16 protein-coding genes are annotated in these 15,257 nt (G+C 52.6%); 7 read left to right on the top strand and 9 right to left on the bottom strand.

Features of this window, described 5'->3' with window-relative positions; all coding sequences use genetic code 11:
* The 7 genes from E5E96_RS06545 (at position 1) to E5E96_RS06520 (ending at position 6,034) form a co-directional block, all read left to right on the top strand.
* Positions 1-993 (top strand): sulfotransferase domain-containing protein, encoded by a 993-nt coding sequence (locus tag E5E96_RS06545; protein ID WP_171281778.1) that lies wholly within the window; start codon positions 1-3, stop codon positions 991-993.
* A gap of 4 nt (positions 994-997) precedes the next feature.
* A complete protein-coding gene (locus E5E96_RS06540) occupies positions 998-1,528 on the top strand; it encodes an adenylyl-sulfate kinase (RefSeq protein ID WP_171281777.1) in 531 nt (176 codons plus the stop codon).
* The gene (locus tag E5E96_RS06535; protein WP_171281776.1) at positions 1,515-2,303 is read left to right on the top strand and encodes a class I SAM-dependent methyltransferase; all 789 of its coding nucleotides are present in this window, start codon (positions 1,515-1,517) and stop codon (positions 2,301-2,303) included. Before E5E96_RS06540 ends, E5E96_RS06535 begins: the two co-directional genes overlap by 14 nt.
* 82 nt (positions 2,304-2,385) lie before the next feature.
* Complete coding sequence (locus tag E5E96_RS06530; protein ID WP_216368107.1) at positions 2,386-4,617, top strand: PEP/pyruvate-binding domain-containing protein; 2,232 nt, start codon at positions 2,386-2,388, stop codon at positions 4,615-4,617.
* Entirely contained in the window at positions 4,578-4,709 is a 132-nt protein-coding gene (locus E5E96_RS22815; protein WP_216368106.1) for a PEP-utilizing enzyme, read from the top strand. The genes E5E96_RS06530 and E5E96_RS22815 overlap by 40 nt, the downstream gene beginning before the upstream one ends.
* A 7-nt stretch (positions 4,710-4,716) precedes the next feature.
* The gene (locus E5E96_RS06525) at positions 4,717-5,310 is read left to right on the top strand and encodes a gamma-glutamyl-gamma-aminobutyrate hydrolase family protein (RefSeq protein ID WP_171281775.1); all 594 of its coding nucleotides are present in this window, start codon (positions 4,717-4,719) and stop codon (positions 5,308-5,310) included.
* Position 5,311: 1 nt separating this feature from the next.
* A complete protein-coding gene (locus E5E96_RS06520; protein ID WP_171281774.1) occupies positions 5,312-6,034 on the top strand; it encodes an NTP transferase domain-containing protein in 723 nt (240 codons plus the stop codon).
* Positions 6,035-6,059: 25 nt separating this feature from the next.
* Here E5E96_RS06520 and pseC read toward each other — a convergent pair whose 3' ends face one another.
* The 9 genes from pseC to E5E96_RS06475 form a co-directional block, all read right to left on the bottom strand.
* On the bottom strand, positions 6,060-7,187 hold the full coding sequence (gene pseC / locus E5E96_RS06515) for a UDP-4-amino-4,6-dideoxy-N-acetyl-beta-L-altrosamine transaminase (RefSeq protein ID WP_171281773.1): 1,128 nt from the start codon (positions 7,185-7,187) through the stop codon (positions 6,060-6,062).
* Positions 7,184-8,188: a UDP-N-acetylglucosamine 4,6-dehydratase (inverting) gene (gene pseB, locus E5E96_RS06510; RefSeq protein WP_171281772.1), complete on the bottom strand. Its 1,005-nt coding sequence runs from the start codon at positions 8,186-8,188 to the stop codon at positions 7,184-7,186. Before pseB ends, pseC begins: the two co-directional genes overlap by 4 nt.
* Before the next feature lie 222 nt (positions 8,189-8,410).
* On the bottom strand, positions 8,411-10,240 hold the full coding sequence (gene malZ, locus E5E96_RS06505; RefSeq protein WP_171281771.1) for a maltodextrin glucosidase: 1,830 nt from the start codon (positions 10,238-10,240) through the stop codon (positions 8,411-8,413).
* A gap of 5 nt (positions 10,241-10,245) precedes the next feature.
* Positions 10,246-11,094 carry an HDOD domain-containing protein gene (locus tag E5E96_RS06500; protein ID WP_017409738.1) on the bottom strand — a complete coding sequence of 283 codons (849 nt, stop codon included), beginning with the start codon at positions 11,092-11,094 and terminating at the stop codon, positions 10,246-10,248.
* A gap of 70 nt (positions 11,095-11,164) precedes the next feature.
* Entirely contained in the window at positions 11,165-11,584 is a 420-nt protein-coding gene (locus E5E96_RS06495; RefSeq protein WP_016352339.1) for an META domain-containing protein, read from the bottom strand.
* Positions 11,585-11,737: 153 nt separating this feature from the next.
* The gene (yegD, locus tag E5E96_RS06490; protein ID WP_171281770.1) at positions 11,738-13,117 is read right to left on the bottom strand and encodes a molecular chaperone; all 1,380 of its coding nucleotides are present in this window, start codon (positions 13,115-13,117) and stop codon (positions 11,738-11,740) included.
* A 91-nt stretch (positions 13,118-13,208) separates the two neighbouring features.
* Positions 13,209-14,198, bottom strand: coding sequence for a 2-hydroxyacid dehydrogenase (locus E5E96_RS06485; RefSeq protein ID WP_017409740.1), 990 nt, complete (start codon positions 14,196-14,198; stop codon positions 13,209-13,211).
* Positions 14,199-14,275: 77 nt separating this feature from the next.
* Entirely contained in the window at positions 14,276-14,755 is a 480-nt protein-coding gene (locus E5E96_RS06480; RefSeq protein ID WP_171281769.1) for a CreA family protein, read from the bottom strand.
* A gap of 21 nt (positions 14,756-14,776) precedes the next feature.
* Positions 14,777-15,223: a DUF962 domain-containing protein gene (locus E5E96_RS06475; protein WP_171281768.1), complete on the bottom strand. Its 447-nt coding sequence runs from the start codon at positions 15,221-15,223 to the stop codon at positions 14,777-14,779.
* Positions 15,224-15,257: the final 34 nt, after the last annotated feature.

The raw sequence follows: 15,257 nt of genomic DNA, 5'->3' as shown, positions 1-15,257 counted from the left end.
ATGGATCCTAATGAACATGTAGACAAATATGATCTTTTCGTCATGTCTCTTGCTCGATGTGGTACAAATTTCATTTCAAGATGTCTAAATGGACACCCCTATATAAACCCTCTTGATTATACTAGGAATGAAATAGTAACAAGGCATCATAGGGTCGATGTTTTTAATAACCACAGACTTTCATACTATCATCTTCATGTGGTAAATCATCTATCTCATTGGGATCTATTTAGTAAAATCCTTACAAAAAAGCACTTCTTATATACAGTAAGGAACCCTCTTGACTTGGCTGTATCATTTTATAACTTTAGTTTATTACAATATTACTATGGCTATAGAGTGCAGCGCCCATCATTAGATTCTATTTTATTAAGTAGAGATTTTCTGGTTCGCCAAAACTCTATTGCAATTGGTCTCAGTTTGGAATCTGAATTTCATGATTCAAAATGTATTGGTTTTTCCTCATTGAGGTTGGATAAAGCTCAAAATACAATAAATGATATCTCACATTGGCTGGGTATTGAAAGTTACAATATTGATGATTTATCTAAGCAGGTCGAATCTTCCCTATCACTTGTTTTATCTTTTATTCCTATGACTTTGATTGCTTATTCTAAGCCAGTTCAAATTTTTTTCTGTGAACATGAAGGTGGACCTGCAACGAGTGGTTTCGTAAAGCACATATTCAGAAGATATATCAAAGTAGTTGAAGTTGATTTTTGTGAGTATAATAAGTTATATGGATTTGTAGATAGTGATTTCTTTGCGAGTATAGCACCTCATGAGCTTGATAGTGTGCTCTACGAGCTTGGTTATAAAATTCGAACAGAATTTAAAGAATGGATTGAAATACCACTTTCAATGCTTCATTCTGCCCGGTCAGGATATATTGAACGTCTACCTAAAAGCATTGAAAATAAAATAACAAATTATTATAAACCCTACGTATCACAACTTGATAAATCCCATCCGAACATTTCGGATGAATGGTGAAAATATGGTCATATGGATTACCGGTCTTTCTGGTGCAGGGAAAACGACGGTTGCAAAGCATTTAGTATCTATACTAAAACATGAAGGAATACATGTCGTTCATTTGGATGGTGATATTCTTAGAGATATATTTTTTTCTGATATTTCAGGGGATCCACATTCATCTGGTAATCGACTAAGAATCGCTTATAAATACTCTGCTCTTTGTGACATGTTATCTAAGCAAGGTGTAACAGTTGTAATATCTACAATATCACTATTTCACGAAATACATAAATGGAATAGGGATAATATACTAGGATATTATGAAGTATATTTAGATGTTCCTTTGAGTGTTCTGTCATCCAGGAATCAAAAAGGACTTTACAAAGACTATGCCGCTGGCTATATAGATAATATCTGTGGACTTGATATACAAAGTGAATTCCCACAGCACCCAGACTTAAAGATAGAATACTCAGAAGAAATTAATGCAGAAGAAAATGCTGAAAATATATACGAGAAATTAAAGGGAGTTATAAATGAATGTAAATAAAGGTGACTTTACCGGTCTGGCTGAAAGATATTCAAAAAATCGCCCAGATTATAGTGTTTCTGTATTAAAGGCTCTGCTGTCTCTTGTTGACAAACCTGTGTATGAGATTGATTTTGTTGATGTTGGTGCTGGTACAGGAATTTGGACTAGAATGGTCAGGGAAGCTGGCGTTAAGAGTGTTATTGCTGTTGAACCTAATGATGACATGAGACGATTTGGTATTTCTGACACATCTAATAATATTAAATTACCCGACGTAATATGGAAGTCTGGCTCTGGTGAAAATACGGGGCTATTATCCGGAAGCTGTGACTTGATTTCTATGGCCTCATCATTTCATTGGGCTGATTTTGATAAGGCGACACAAGAGTTTCATCGGGTTTTAAAAGACAACGGTCGATTCGTTGCATTGTGGAATCCTCGTCTGATAGAAACAAACCCACTTTTAGTGGAAATAGAGAATTATTTAACTTTCTTAAAAAGTGATATAAATAGAGTATCATCTGGACGATCAGGTATTACTGATATTTTAACTCAAAAATTAAACGATAGTCCATACTTTGATGATGTGATATATATAGAAGGGCGTCACTCTGTATACATGACACCAGAGCGTTACTTGGGCGCATGGCATTCAGTTAATGATCTTCAAGCTCAACTTGGTAGCAAGCTATTTGATGACTTTATTAAATTTGTTGAATCTAAGGTCAAAGGACTTGACTTTATTGCAGCTGATTATTTAACAAGAGCTTGGTCTGCCAGAAAAGCCGTCTAAATTGTTATCATTAATAAGAGTTTAAAATAAAATAAGTGGCTACTGTTTAGCAACCGTGGCCTTATATTAAATGTGGTGACTAATGATGCTTAAATTTGGTACTAAAGCGGAAACACTGGCTACTTTAAATGGGGTCAGACTAAGTGCGAGCATTCCATTTTCTATATATTTTTCTTATGGAGAATGGATTGAGAATCACCATACTATCATAAGGTCAGTACACGATAACATTCCTGGTAGATTAATTGTAAGATCTAGTTGTTTGGCAGAAGATAACCATTTTCATTCTAATGCGGGGGCATTTCTCTCTGTTGCGAATGTCGAAATTGACTGTTTGGCATCAGCTGTCTCTCAAGTCTTTTCATCGTATGGCGATCACCCTGACGACAATGAACAGGTGTTAATACAGCCAATGCTGGAGCATGTTGTCTTGTCCGGCGTCGCGTTCAGTCACGATCCAAGTACTTGCTCTCCTTATAGAGTTATTAATTGGCATGAAGGTAATGACACTGCTTTTATTACATCAGGATGTGGAGGGAGAATATGGGTCTCATCCAGCCATGTTTCTTCAAATAAAATTGAAAATCCTCATATATCACAAGTTATAAAATTGATTGATGAGCTTTTGATATATTTTGGAGGGACGCCTGTCGATTGTGAGTTTGCTTTTACAAAATCAGGTAACCGTTCGACTCTGTGGTTATTACAAGCCAGGCCTCTCATATTGAAAGCTCAACCTGACTCGGATAAAGAGCATCATAATAAATTAAGGCAAATTGCAGATAAAGTGGAATTGGGCATGTGTGAACACCCATTTCTGATGGGCAAGAGGACGGTTTACGGTGTGATGCCTGATTGGAATCCTGCCGAAATAATTGGGTTAAGACCAAAACCACTGGCTTTATCACTATATCGTGAACTTATAACAGACAGCACATGGGCCTATCAACGAAATAACTACGGCTATCGTAATCTTAGAAGCTTTCCTTTGATGCTACATTTTTATGGCATGCCGTATATTGATGTTCGCATATCATTCAACTCATTCATTCCTGCCCACTTGCCAGATAATGTTGCCGGAAAATTGGTCGATGCTTATATAGACAGGTTACTTGAGAAACCTTATTTACATGATAAGGTAGAATTCGAGATAGTTTACTCATGCTATACACTTGACCTTCATGAGCGACTGCAGTCATTGAAAAGTGAAGGTTTCTCTGAGCGTGAGATAGCGAGTATTACTGAGCATCTCAAAGAATTGACGAACAAGATTATTGATCCGGAGTTGGGGCTTTGGAAAGAGGATGCAAGCAAGCTTGATATTCTTAAAGAGAGAAGAGAAATACTTCTTCAATCAAGCATTGGTACATTAGATACAATTTACTGGTTAATTGAAGATACCAAGCGTTATGGAACTCTACCTTTTGCGGGATTGGCTCGTGCCGGTTTTATTGCAGTGCAATTTCTAAAGTCTCTGGTTAGAGTCGGTGTGTTTACTCAACATGATTATGATGCTTTCATGAATAGCTTGACTACAGTTAGTGGTCAGTTATCCCATGATAGAGCCATTTTAAGCAAGGAGCTTTTTTTAAATAAATATGGGCACTTACGCCCTGGAACATATGATATAGAATCCCCCCGTTATGATGAGGCCCCAGATTTGTATTTTGATTGGAGCTCTTCATCACCAAGTTCGACAGCAATAAATCCTCCTTTTTCGCTGACGATTAATCAGATGAAGGCGATCTCTGCGTTGCTTAAAGAGCATGGGTTAAAATCGGATGTAGTGGGTTTGTTTGATTTTTTGGAGTCAGGAATTGAGCTAAGAGAATGGTCTAAATTTGAGTTTACGAGGAATTTATCTGATATTATTGCGTTAGTAGGTTCCTATGGTGAGTCTTTAGGCTTTAGTCAAGATGATATGTCATATTGTGATATTGCTGTCTTCAAGGAGTTGCAAGTCGGAGCTATGAACCCAGTAGATTCCATTCGACGCTCTATTGATGTAGGAATGAGCAGATATAAAGACAGTTTGAAAATAATTCTGCCTCCCGTGATTACATCACCGAATGATGTTTGGGGATTCGAATTGTCCGAAGCAAATCCTAATTTTATCACCCAAGGGATTACGACTGGACATGTGGTAACTGATTCCAATAAAGATAACTTCAGTGGAGCGATTATATTTATTCAGAGTGCAGATCCTGGCTATGACTGGATATTTTCATATCCGATAGCAGGCTTGGTGACCGCCTGGGGGGGGCAAACTCTCATATGGCTATTCGTGCTGGTGAGCTGGGTATTCCTGCAGTGATTGGTGCAGGTGAGGTTCTGTTCAAAAAATGGTCATCATTCAGCAGAATAACAATCAATTGTGCTGCTAAGAAAGTCGATATATTGAGTTGAACTAGATATGTTCAAAGTGATAATTACTCAGCGTGTGGACCATCTCAAGGAGCGGAATGAGAGTCGTGACGCCTTGGATGAGAATCTTTGTCGATGGGTGATAGCTGCTGGCGGGCTACCTTTTCCAGTGTCTAATGTATTGGATGATGTATTGCTGTTTGAATATCTTCATCATATAGATCCTGATGCGGTCATTCTCTCTGGCGGGAATGATATTGGTGATTTTCAGTGTAGGGATAATACGGAGACCCAGATACTGAACTGGGCTCACTCACATAAAGTACCTACCTTGGGTATTTGTCGTGGAATGCAAATGCTGATCACTTGGTCTGGGGGGACATTGAATGAGGTAACCGGGCATGTAGGGAAAAGACATAATATACATGGTGATATCTCTGCCAGCGTTAATAGTTTCCATCGTTACGGTGCATTATCTGTTCCCGAAGAGTTAAGAGTTATAGCAAAATCTGCTGAAGGCTGTATTGAGGCGATTGCACATAGAGATTGGCCGTGTGAAGGGTGGATGTGGCACCCTGAGAGAGATTTACCTTTTAGTCCATTATGGCTTGATCGATTTTATAAAATGGTGACGAGAGGATAATATGACAAGAGCGATTATTTTGGCCGCAGGGCGAGGTAGCCGAATGAAAGACATGACAGCAGAGAAACCAAAATGCCTTACCATGCTGTATGGCAGACCTCTTTTAGAACATCAACTTTCAGCCTTAAGAGCGGCCGGCATTACAGATATCGCAGTTGTAACAGGTTATATGAGAGAGGCTCTCACATCCTATGATTTAGTAGAGTTCTATAATTCAAGGTGGGCTGAAACCAACATGGTTGCCTCACTATGCTGTGCGCGAGAGTGGCTTATGGATGAAGAGTGTATTGTTTCATACTCAGATATATTTTATAGTCCCGAGGCTGTAACTACCTTGCTTAATACTAACAATGATGTTGCTATTACTTATGATCCAAACTGGTTGAATTTATGGCGCCAACGTTTTTCTGATCCCTTATCTGATGCCGAGAGCTTTAAGCTAGATGAGGAGAGCTATCTCATCGAAATAGGAAATAAAACTACAGATGCTGCTTTGATTCAGGGACAATATATGGGGCTATTGAAGTTTTCCCCAGTAGGGTGGAAGCGTGTAGAGGAATATCGTGAACGGTTACCAGTTGTAATGCAAGATAATATGCATATGACTGGAACTTTAAATTCAATGATTCAACAAAATGATATAAAGATAAAAGCTTTGCCTTATGACGGAGAGTGGGGAGAAATTGATTCACCAGAGGACTTAGCGTGTTATGAACAATCATGAGTTACCATTGGGTAACTCATGATTATCAGAGATTTTTTGTCTGATGGATGATCTCTATCAGAGCTTCTTCTTGTTCCAATAAGGTAGGGTACAGCGGTAAAGTAATCAGTTGTTCGTAGAAGGATGCAGCCTCCCCATAATCACCTGTATGATAAGGATGATTCCCTATCGGGATGTAGTGCACATTTACGCCTATGCCATGTGCTCTGAGCTTTTCGAATTGTGTTTTACGATATTTCGCTGGAACTTTGATAACAAACAGATGCCAAGCTGAGAGTCGATTATTACGGTCTGATAGAACTTCTAAGCCAAGACGTGGTAATTCAGCCTGATAACGTGCGGCAATTTTCCGTCGTTTAACCAAGAATTCCTCGAGTCGAGCCATCTGACTCAACCCCAATGCAGCCTGGATATCGGTCATGCGGTAGTTGAAGCCCAGCATTTGTTGCTCGTAGTACCAGGGGCCGTCCGGCTCATTGATGAAGTCTTCCGGATCCCGGGTGATGCCGTGGCTGCGCAACATGCTCATGGTTTTGGCGAGCGCAGGGTCATTGGTCATCGCCATGCCGCCTTCGCCGGTGGTGATGATCTTCACCGGGTGGAAGCTGAAGACGGTGATATCACTGTAGCGTCCATTGCCGGTGGGCTCACCCTGATAGCGAGCGCCGAGAGCATGACAGGCATCCTCGATGATCCGAAAGCCGTACTCTTGTCCCAGGCGATGGATCTCTTGCATGTCGCAGGGCAGGCCGGCGAAATGTACCGGGATGACCACCTTGGGCAGACATCCTTGCGCCTTGGCGGCTACCAACTTGCGCTCCAGCTCCATGGCGCACATGTTGCCGGTATCGGGCTCGATGTCGACGAAGTCGACCTGGGCTCCGCAATAGAGAGCGCAGTTGGCCGAGGCGACAAAGCTGATGGGGGAGGTCCAGACCCAGTCACCCGGGCCGACACCCAGTGCCAGACAGGCGATATGCAGGGCGGCCGTGCCTGAGTTGACCGCCACCCCGAAGCGGGCTCCGCAGTAATCCGCCACTGCCTGCTCGAAGCGGGGCACCACAGGCCCCTGGGTCAGAAAATCTGACCTCAATACTTCGACTACGGCTTCGATATCCGCTTCGCTGATCGACTGTCTGCCGTACGGGATCATTCCATTACCACCTTGCTGTTCAATGCTTTCAGCTGTTCAACCGTCAGGAAATCCTCGTTGTCACGGGAGTTGTATTCGAATCCCTGGGCTACCATGGTTCCCTTTTCACCTGAGGCGGTGACGGAGAAGTCATTGTTGCGATTGTTGAAGTTGATGGTCGGTCCGATGATGAAGAAGTCGTCGAACTCGAAGGTGTGGTAGGAATCGTCACACGGGCACATCACTTCATGCAGTTTTTCACCCGGGCGGATGCCGATGATCTCCTGGTCCAGCTGAGGGGCCATGGCGGTAGCCAGGTCGGTGATCCGCACCGAGGGCAGCTTGGGCACGAAAATCTCTCCCCCCTTCATGCGCGGGAAGTTGTTCATCACGAAGTCCACCCCCTGCTGCAGGGTGATCCAGAAGCGGGTCATCTCGGCATGGGTGATGGGCAAGGTGGTGACACCCTGATCGATTCGTTTCTGGAAGAAGGGCACCACAGAACCGCGCGACCCCACCACGTTGCCGTAGCGCACTACCGCAAAACGGGTTGGATCCTGGCCGGCGATGTTGTTGGCGGCGACGAACAGCTTGTCGGAGGCCAGCTTGGTGGCGCCATACAGGTTGATGGGGTTGGCGGCCTTGTCGGTGGAGAGGGCAATCACCTTCTTGACCTGATTGAGCAGGGCGGCCTGGATGACGTTCTCGGCCCCGTGGATATTGGTCTTGATGCATTCCATGGGGTTGTATTCAGCGGCCGGCACCTGTTTGAGCGCCGCCGCATGCACCACATAGTCAACCCCGCGCATCGCCATGGTGAGCCGGTTGGCGTCCCGCACGTCACCGATGAAATAGCGCATGCAGGGGGCGTTGAAGACCTGCTGCATCTCGAACTGTTTCAGCTCATCGCGGGAGTAGATGATCAGCCGTTTCGGCTTGTAGCGTTCCAGCACTGTCTTGACCAGCATCTTGCCAAACGAGCCAGTGCCGCCGGTAATCAATAGGGTTTTATTGTCGAACATGACGGATTCTCGCTAGTGATGCCAAGTGACAAGCAATTAATGTGCCTTGGGCCAGTTTAGCCGAAAAGGGTCGGAGGCGGCCTTGTATGATGCCAGTTTTATTCCACTCTGAGTGAACTAACTAGATGATTCATAGAGAAATCCAACTCAGCTCAAACAACTTTATGCGATCTCGGGGTCTTTAACAAAAAGCGGAACCCCGGGGTTTCGCTTTTTTGACGCCTAGCTGGAGAGCAGTACTCTGGCCGAGTTGGCGGGGATAGTGAGCTGCACCTCGCCCTGCACCACTTCGAATTTGTCGCCGTTGAAGGCGTCGGTGAAGCGGCTGGCGGGGCTCGCGGTCTGCCACAGGGGCAGGCTGATGGTACGCGGCTCGCTGGGGTGACGGTTGCAGGCCACCACCACCTGATCGCTTTGCAGGGTGCGGGCAAACACATAGCTGTGTGGACCGGCATAGAGGGTCTGGATGTCGCCGCGACGCAGGGCCGGACGCTGCCGGCGGATCTGGATCAACCGGCGGTAGTGGTCGTGCAGCACGTGATCCCAGGCGGTGGTCTCCCACGGGAAGCAGCGGCGGCAGTCCGGGTCATTGCCGCCAGAGAGTCCCACTTCATCACCGTAGTAGATGGACGGCACGCCGATGTAAGTGAGCAGCAGGGTGGCCGCGAGCCGCATCCGCTGCTTGTCCTCCCCCAGCAGGTGGAGGAAACGGGCAGTGTCGTGGCTGTCCAGCAGGTTGAACTGGGCCAGCTGGTTCTTGAACGGAATATGAGCCCGCGCCAGCTTGAGCCAGCGATCTAGCTCTTCGGCGCTGATCTTGATGGGGTGGTAGGCGATGTCCTGCCCCGCCAGGAAGGCGCGGATCGGGTGGGCGAAGCCGTAGTAGTTCATGGCGCCGTCCTCCTGATCCCCCTGCAGCCACTGGCTCGCCTCGAAGAAGTGCTCGCCCAGCACGTAGGCGTCCGGGTTCTCCTGCTTCACCGCGCCGCGAATGGCGCGTACGTGGCCGCGGTTGCCCTCGGCTGTGCCACGCTCCCCCAGCATGTGGATGACGTCGAAGCGCCAGCCATCGATCTGGTAGGGGGCGCGCATCCAATAGCGCAGGATGGCATCGTCGGCACGATAGACGGCGTCTTGCACCTGCTCGCTGGAGAAGTCGAGCTTGGGCAGGCTGCGGATGCCCTTCCAGCTGACATAATCCCCTTCGTTGTCAAAGGTGTAGAAGCTACGCCACGGTGAATCCGGGTTGCTTTGGGCGCCCAGCGGCGGGCAGAACCAGGGGTGCTCGGTCGAGGTGTGGTTGACCACTGCATCCAGGATGATCTTCATGCCGCGCTGGTGCAGGTTGCGGGTCAGCTCGGCAAACTGGGCGTTGGTGCCCAGATGCGCATCCACCTTGAAGTAGTCCTGAGTGTCGTATTTGTGGTTGCTCGGCGAATCGAAGATGGGGTTGAGATAGAGCGCCGTTACCCCGAGAGATTGCAGGTAGTGCAGCTTGGCATCGATGCCCGCCAGGTCGCCACCGTAGAATTCGCAGGCGCCGTGGCCCTCTTCGTGGCGGCTGACCGGCTCGCCCCACGCCTTGCTGATCACCGCCTTGCCGCGGTACTCGTACTCGTGATGCTTGACGCTGAGCGACGGGTCGCCGTTGCAGAAGCGATCGGGGAAGATCTGGTAGAACACCTGGTCCTGCACCCAGGCCGGTGGCTGGTGCAGGCTGTTGAAGCGAAAATGCTGCTCGCGCGGCGGCATGGCGGCGCTGACGCCGGCCCCGTGCAGCCACCACTGCTCCTCATCGGTGAGGCACTTGAAGCAGTAGAGGTGAATGTCCTGCCCCTTGATGAGCGGCAGGGTAGCCTGCCATACCTGCAGCCGGTCGCGGGTGGAGACCGCCGTCATCGGGATCAGGTACTCCTCGTTGTCCGGCTCGTGGCGCAGCCACACCTCGCGGATCGGGGCATCCAGCTCGCTGAACAGGGTCAGTTGCAGGACATCGGCGCTCTCTTTGAACCAGGGCGCCACCTGGGGATGAAACAGAAATGGATGGGTCATGATGCTTATTGAGTCAGAAGATCGGCGAGGGCATTGCCCTGTTCATGCAAGGTTTCGAGCTGGCCGGCGAGCGACTTGGGATCCAGCCCCAGCTGGTCGGCCAGCGGCTTGGGGAAGCGGGCGATGATGGCCTGGGCCGGCACTCCTGCGTTCCAGGCGAAGGAGATGAAGACCGCCAGGCGGATCAGTACCGCCTCCTTGCTGACCGGGTCGTGGGAGAGGGGATCCAGCTGCTGGGAGATGGCATCGACGAAGGCCTCGGAGAGGTTCCAGCGTCGTGCCAGCTCGGCGCCGAGCTGGGCGTAGTCATAGCCCAGCATCTCGCGCTGGGCCTCGACCCGGCTGCTTCCCTTCTGGATTGCCAGACTGATGAGCTCGGCCTCTTCCGGCAAGGTGCTCTGGATCAGCAGCTCGCCAATGTTGTGGATGAGGGCGCAGGTGAAGGCGGTCTCGGGGTCGAGCACCTTGGCCTCCTGGGCCAGGGTCTTGGCGATGGTGGCGACCTGGAAGGTCTCGGTCCAGAACTTGTTCTTGTCGAAGCTGGGAGGCGCCTTGAAGCTGCCGATGATGCCGGAGGCGACCACCACAGATCGCAGTCGGTTGAAACCGAGGCGGATCACCGCCTGTTCGATGGAAGTGACTTCGTTGCCACGGCGCAGGGCGGCCGAGTTGGCCATTCGCAGCACCTTGACGCTGATCACCTGGTCCATGGCGATCTTGGCCGCAATCTCGTCGATGCGGGCATTTTCATCGCTGAAGCTCTGCATCAACTCATGCAGCAGCTGCGGGATAGTGGGGAGTTGTTTGATCTTGTCAAACAGACGGTCCATCGACATGGCTGAGGCAGCCTCCATTGCGAGCACTGCCTCATATTGTGCCACAGGCGGGGCACATGTTCCTGTTTGTGATGCCGGTTTGTGAGCCCTAGAGCACCCAGTCGCGCAGGGTGTATTCCAAACGATGCCGTTTGCCCTGCAGGATCAGGGTCTGGGTGGTGCCGTCCAGGGTGGCCCCTTCGGTGAGGGTGGTCAGCACCGCCTGCTCCACCGCATCGAGCGGGGCCAGACAGGCCATCTCGGTGCTGCCCAGACTGGTCACCCAGAACTTGTTCCCCTCGAGGTGGCCCTGCCCGAAGTAGCGGTTGCAACCGGCGATGCCGTTGACGGTGAAGTGCTCACCTATCTCGAAATCGGGCGGATTGTCTCGCGGCGCGGCAACGGGCTGGCCATCCAGCTTGTCGAGCACCCAGTGGTGGTGCTGCAGGTCTTGCGAGGCGAAGCGGGGAGTACTGCTGCAGGCGCTGAGCAGAAGCAGGGCGAGCAGCAGTAGCAAGAATCTGGGCATGAAAGGGCTCCGGTAGTGGGAGTGACAAGCATACCCTCTGTGCGCGCCCTCAGGCAGGGCGAGGGGGAGCGCCCCCGACTGCTTCTGTCGCCCTGTGGGTGGGGCCTGTGTCGTTAAATGGCAACACAGCCCCCATGCCTGGCTGCAGTTGGGTCAGATCGGGGTGGGTTGAACGCTGCCAAACAGCCGCTCGGCGTAACGGGCCAGGCCGGAGGCGACCGAGCCGAAGTCATCACCCCCTTCCAGCGGCACCTGGGGCAGCTTCTGGCGGATGAAGGCCTGGATCAGCGGGGAGCGGGCGCTGCCGCCGGTGATGAAGACCCGATCCGGCTGCACGCCGGCGGCGGCGATGGCTTCATCCATCAGCTCGCCAATTTTCTCCAGCAGCAGGGCAGAGGCGTTGGCCAGCTGTTCGCGGGTCAGCTCCGCCTCCAGCCCTTTTTCCAGCTCGCTCAGCGATTGGTGATTGGACTCCTGCGTCGAGAGGGCGATCTTGCCCTGCTCGGCGCGCCACACCAGCTGGTGGCTCAGTTTGTGGGCGCGCAGGCTGGCGAGGCGGCCCAGCTTGCTGCCGGGCTGGCTGTCGAGTTGCAGATCCTGCAGCTGGCGGGCGGTCTCCAGGCTGTAGAAGCGGCTCTGGGCGCTGACGTCGTTGATGGCGGCAGCGTCCCAGAACAGCGGGTGGGGCAGCGGCTTGCCGGTCTTGAGGGTCTCGTGCATGCCGAGCAGCGGCATCATGCCCTCCACCGTCAGCCGGATGTCGAAGTCGTTGCCGCCGATGCGCTGGCCGCTGTGGCCGAGCAGATCGCCGTCGCGATCGAGCCGGTCGCGGTGACTCGGGCCCATCCGCAGCACCGAGCAGTCGGTGGTGCCGCCGCCGATGTCCACCACCAGCACCACCGCATCCTCGGTCAGGCGGGCCTCGAATTCGAAGCCGGCCGCCACCGGCTCATAGAGAAATTCCACCTGTTCGAACCCGGCGAGGCGGGCCGCTTCGCTCAGGATGGCGATGGCCTGGCGGTTGCTCTCTTCCCCCGCCAACCCCTGGAAGTTGACCGGGCGGCCGACCACGGCCCGGCGGATCGGTGCGCCGAGCTGCTGCTCCGCCTCGCGCCGCACGTGCAGCATCATGGCGCAGACGATGTCTTCGAACAGGGCGATCTGCGGAGCCTTGAGGCCGTAGGCGCCGAGGAAGGATTTCGGCGACTTGAGGTAGTAGCCGTCGTCCGGCTCTTCCAGATAGCGCTCCAGCGCCGCGGCGCCAAAGCTGAGCTCGTCGATCAGTCCCTCTTCGCGCATCTGGCGGCGTACCGCCTGGGCCCGGGTCACCACGGGGCCGCGCAGCTTGAGGTACTCGCTCTGCTGGGCGGGTGCCAGCCCTTCGGCCAGCAGGCCGGCAATGGCATCCCGGTGGGGGGCGTGCAGGGTGGAGGGAAGGTAGTGGGCACCGCTCAGGTTCAGCAGCCTGGGGCTGCCTTGTTCCATCACGGCGACGGCACAGTTGGAGGTACCGTAATCAAATCCGATAAACATGGGCAGCCAGACTCCTGAGCAAAAAAGGGCTGGTAGCCTACCCGAAGGCGCCGGGTCTCACAACCCGGCGCCTCGCTTATTGCGTGGTGGTTTACTCCACCTCGTTGTCGCAGCGCCCCTGGCTGTCGATGGCGCGGATGTTGCTGAGGGTGGTGTCGGCGATGGCGTGCAGCGCCTCGCGGGTCAGGAAGGCCTGGTGACCGGTGAACAGCACGTTGTGGCAGGCCGACAGGCGGCGGAACACGTCATCGGTGATCACCTCGTTGGACTTGTCGGCGAAGAAGAGATCTTCTTCTTCCTCGTAGACGTCCAGCCCCAGCGCGCCGATGCGGGCGGTCTTGAGCGCCTCGATGGCGGCATTGGAGTCGAGCAGGCCGCCCCGGCTGGTGTTGATGATCATCACCCCGTCCTTCATCTTGGCGAACGCCTCCTTGTTCAGCAGGTGGTAGTTCTCCTTGAACAGCGGGCAGTGCAGGCTGATGACGTCGGACTGGCGGAACAGGGTATCGAGATCCACGTACTCGGCACCGAGATCGATGGCCGCCTGGTTCGGATAGGGATCGCTCACCAGCAGGCGCATGCCGAAGCCCTTGAGGATGCGCAGGGTGGCGATGCCGATCTTGCCGGTGCCGATGATGCCGGCGGTGCGACCGTGCATGTTGAAGCCGACCAGCCCCTCCAGCGAGAAGTTGGCGTCACGGGTGCGCTGATAGGCTTTGTGGATGCGACGGTTGAGGGTCATCATCAGGCCCACCGCGTGCTCGGCGACCGCTTCCGGGGAGTAGGCGGGCACCCGCACCACCTTCAGCCCCAGCTCCTTGGCGGCGGCCAGATCCACGTTGTTGTAGCCGGCACAGCGCAGGGCGATCACCTTAGTGCCGTGGGTGGCCAGCTCGGTCAGCACCTCGCGGTCGGCATCGTCGTTGACGAACAGGCACACCACGGGGAAGCCGTGGGCCAGTCGGGCAGTCTTGGCCTCCAGCCGCACGTCGAAGAACTCCAGTTCATAACCGTACTGGCTGTTGGCCTGATTGAAGTGCTCTTTGTCGTAGCTCTTGGTACTGAAAACGGCGACTCTCATGGTGCGCTCTCCGCAGATAATGATGTAGTTAAATTACAACAAATATGGGTCTTCATCACGGGATAAATGGTGGGAATTCAGCCCCACGGCATGATAGGCACGGCGCTGACCGCACTCTTGTAAGAACCATCCACCAGCTTGGTGCTGTAAGTCAGATAGACCAGCGCGTTGCGCTTTTGATCGTAAAAGCGCACCACTTTCTGCTCCTTGAACACCAGCGAGGTGCTGACGTCAAACACCTCTTCCCCTGCCTTCAGCTTGGCGGGCAGGGTGATGGGGCCGATCTGGTGGCACGAGAGGGAGGCGTGGGAGGGATCTTCCGCTAGCCCGAGTCCGCCCTTGACGCCGCCGGTCTTGGGGCGCGCCAGGTAGCAGGCGACGCCATCGATGCGGGGATCGTCGAACGCCTCCACCAGGATCTTGTGGTTGGGGCCAAACAGCTTGAAGGCGGTGCTCACCTCGCCGACGGGGTCGGCCTTGTCGGCCAGCGCCGGGCCGGCAATCAGTGCACCCAGCAGCAGCGGCAGGGGGCGAGCAAGGATCTGAGGATGTCTCATGGTCTCTCCTGTTGGCTTCCCTCAGTAGGGAATGCCCAAACGACGATAGAGGCTGGCCAGCACCCAGGCGGGGCCGATCAGCAAAAACTGCAGGTCGGCGAGGAAGGAGGGGCGCTTGCCCTCGATCTTGTGGCCGACGAATTGGGCTATCCAGAGCAGCACGAACCCGGTCAGCGCCGGCCACAGCAAGGGGCCTTGCCAGCTGTGGCAAATGACCAGCCCCAGCGCGGTCAGCACCGTCATGCCCACAAACAGCGCAAATGACAGCCGCAAGTAGAAGGCCAGCACCGGGATGGCGACCAGCGCGGCCCAGTTGAGCGACGGCGGCAGCGGCCCGGTCGGCAGGCACCAGAGCAGGGCCAGGGCACAGAGATAGATGCCGGGTACCGCCAGCTTGTGGATCGCCACATTGACCGGGTGCCGGTGGCTCTGGCCGTACAGTTCAAACCACTCCTCGATTCCCTTCATGGCACCTCCCTGGCGCGCTGTGGGTGCCACCCCG

The sequence above is a fragment of the Aeromonas sp. 1805 genome, from assembly GCF_013085525.1.
Classification (GTDB): domain Bacteria; phylum Pseudomonadota; class Gammaproteobacteria; order Enterobacterales; family Aeromonadaceae; genus Aeromonas; species Aeromonas hydrophila.
Note: the sequence above shows the minus strand (reverse complement) of the source record. Positions and strands in the feature narration are given on the sequence as shown.

Coding starts and splice junctions, on each gene's coding strand:
- E5E96_RS06485 (WP_017409740.1), bottom strand. CDS start 14,198: ATGAGAGTCGCCGTTTTCAGTACCAAGAGCTACGACAAAGAGCACTTC.
- pseB (WP_171281772.1), bottom strand. CDS start 8,188: ATGTTCGACAATAAAACCCTATTGATTACCGGCGGCACTGGCTCGTTT.
- E5E96_RS06480 (WP_171281769.1), bottom strand. CDS start 14,755: ATGAGACATCCTCAGATCCTTGCTCGCCCCCTGCCGCTGCTGCTGGGT.
- E5E96_RS22815 (WP_216368106.1), top strand. CDS start 4,578: ATGGCTATTCGTGCTGGTGAGCTGGGTATTCCTGCAGTGATTGGTGCA.
- E5E96_RS06525 (WP_171281775.1), top strand. CDS start 4,717: ATGTTCAAAGTGATAATTACTCAGCGTGTGGACCATCTCAAGGAGCGG.
- E5E96_RS06540 (WP_171281777.1), top strand. CDS start 998: ATGGTCATATGGATTACCGGTCTTTCTGGTGCAGGGAAAACGACGGTT.
- E5E96_RS06535 (WP_171281776.1), top strand. CDS start 1,515: ATGAATGTAAATAAAGGTGACTTTACCGGTCTGGCTGAAAGATATTCA.
- E5E96_RS06495 (WP_016352339.1), bottom strand. CDS start 11,584: ATGCCCAGATTCTTGCTACTGCTGCTCGCCCTGCTTCTGCTCAGCGCC.
- E5E96_RS06520 (WP_171281774.1), top strand. CDS start 5,312: ATGACAAGAGCGATTATTTTGGCCGCAGGGCGAGGTAGCCGAATGAAA.
- E5E96_RS06530 (WP_216368107.1), top strand. CDS start 2,386: ATGATGCTTAAATTTGGTACTAAAGCGGAAACACTGGCTACTTTAAAT.
- E5E96_RS06545 (WP_171281778.1), top strand. CDS start 1: ATGGATCCTAATGAACATGTAGACAAATATGATCTTTTCGTCATGTCT.
- pseC (WP_171281773.1), bottom strand. CDS start 7,187: ATGATCCCGTACGGCAGACAGTCGATCAGCGAAGCGGATATCGAAGCC.
- malZ (WP_171281771.1), bottom strand. CDS start 10,240: ATGACCCATCCATTTCTGTTTCATCCCCAGGTGGCGCCCTGGTTCAAA.
- E5E96_RS06475 (WP_171281768.1), bottom strand. CDS start 15,223: ATGAAGGGAATCGAGGAGTGGTTTGAACTGTACGGCCAGAGCCACCGG.
- yegD (WP_171281770.1), bottom strand. CDS start 13,117: ATGTTTATCGGATTTGATTACGGTACCTCCAACTGTGCCGTCGCCGTG.
- E5E96_RS06500 (WP_017409738.1), bottom strand. CDS start 11,094: ATGGAGGCTGCCTCAGCCATGTCGATGGACCGTCTGTTTGACAAGATC.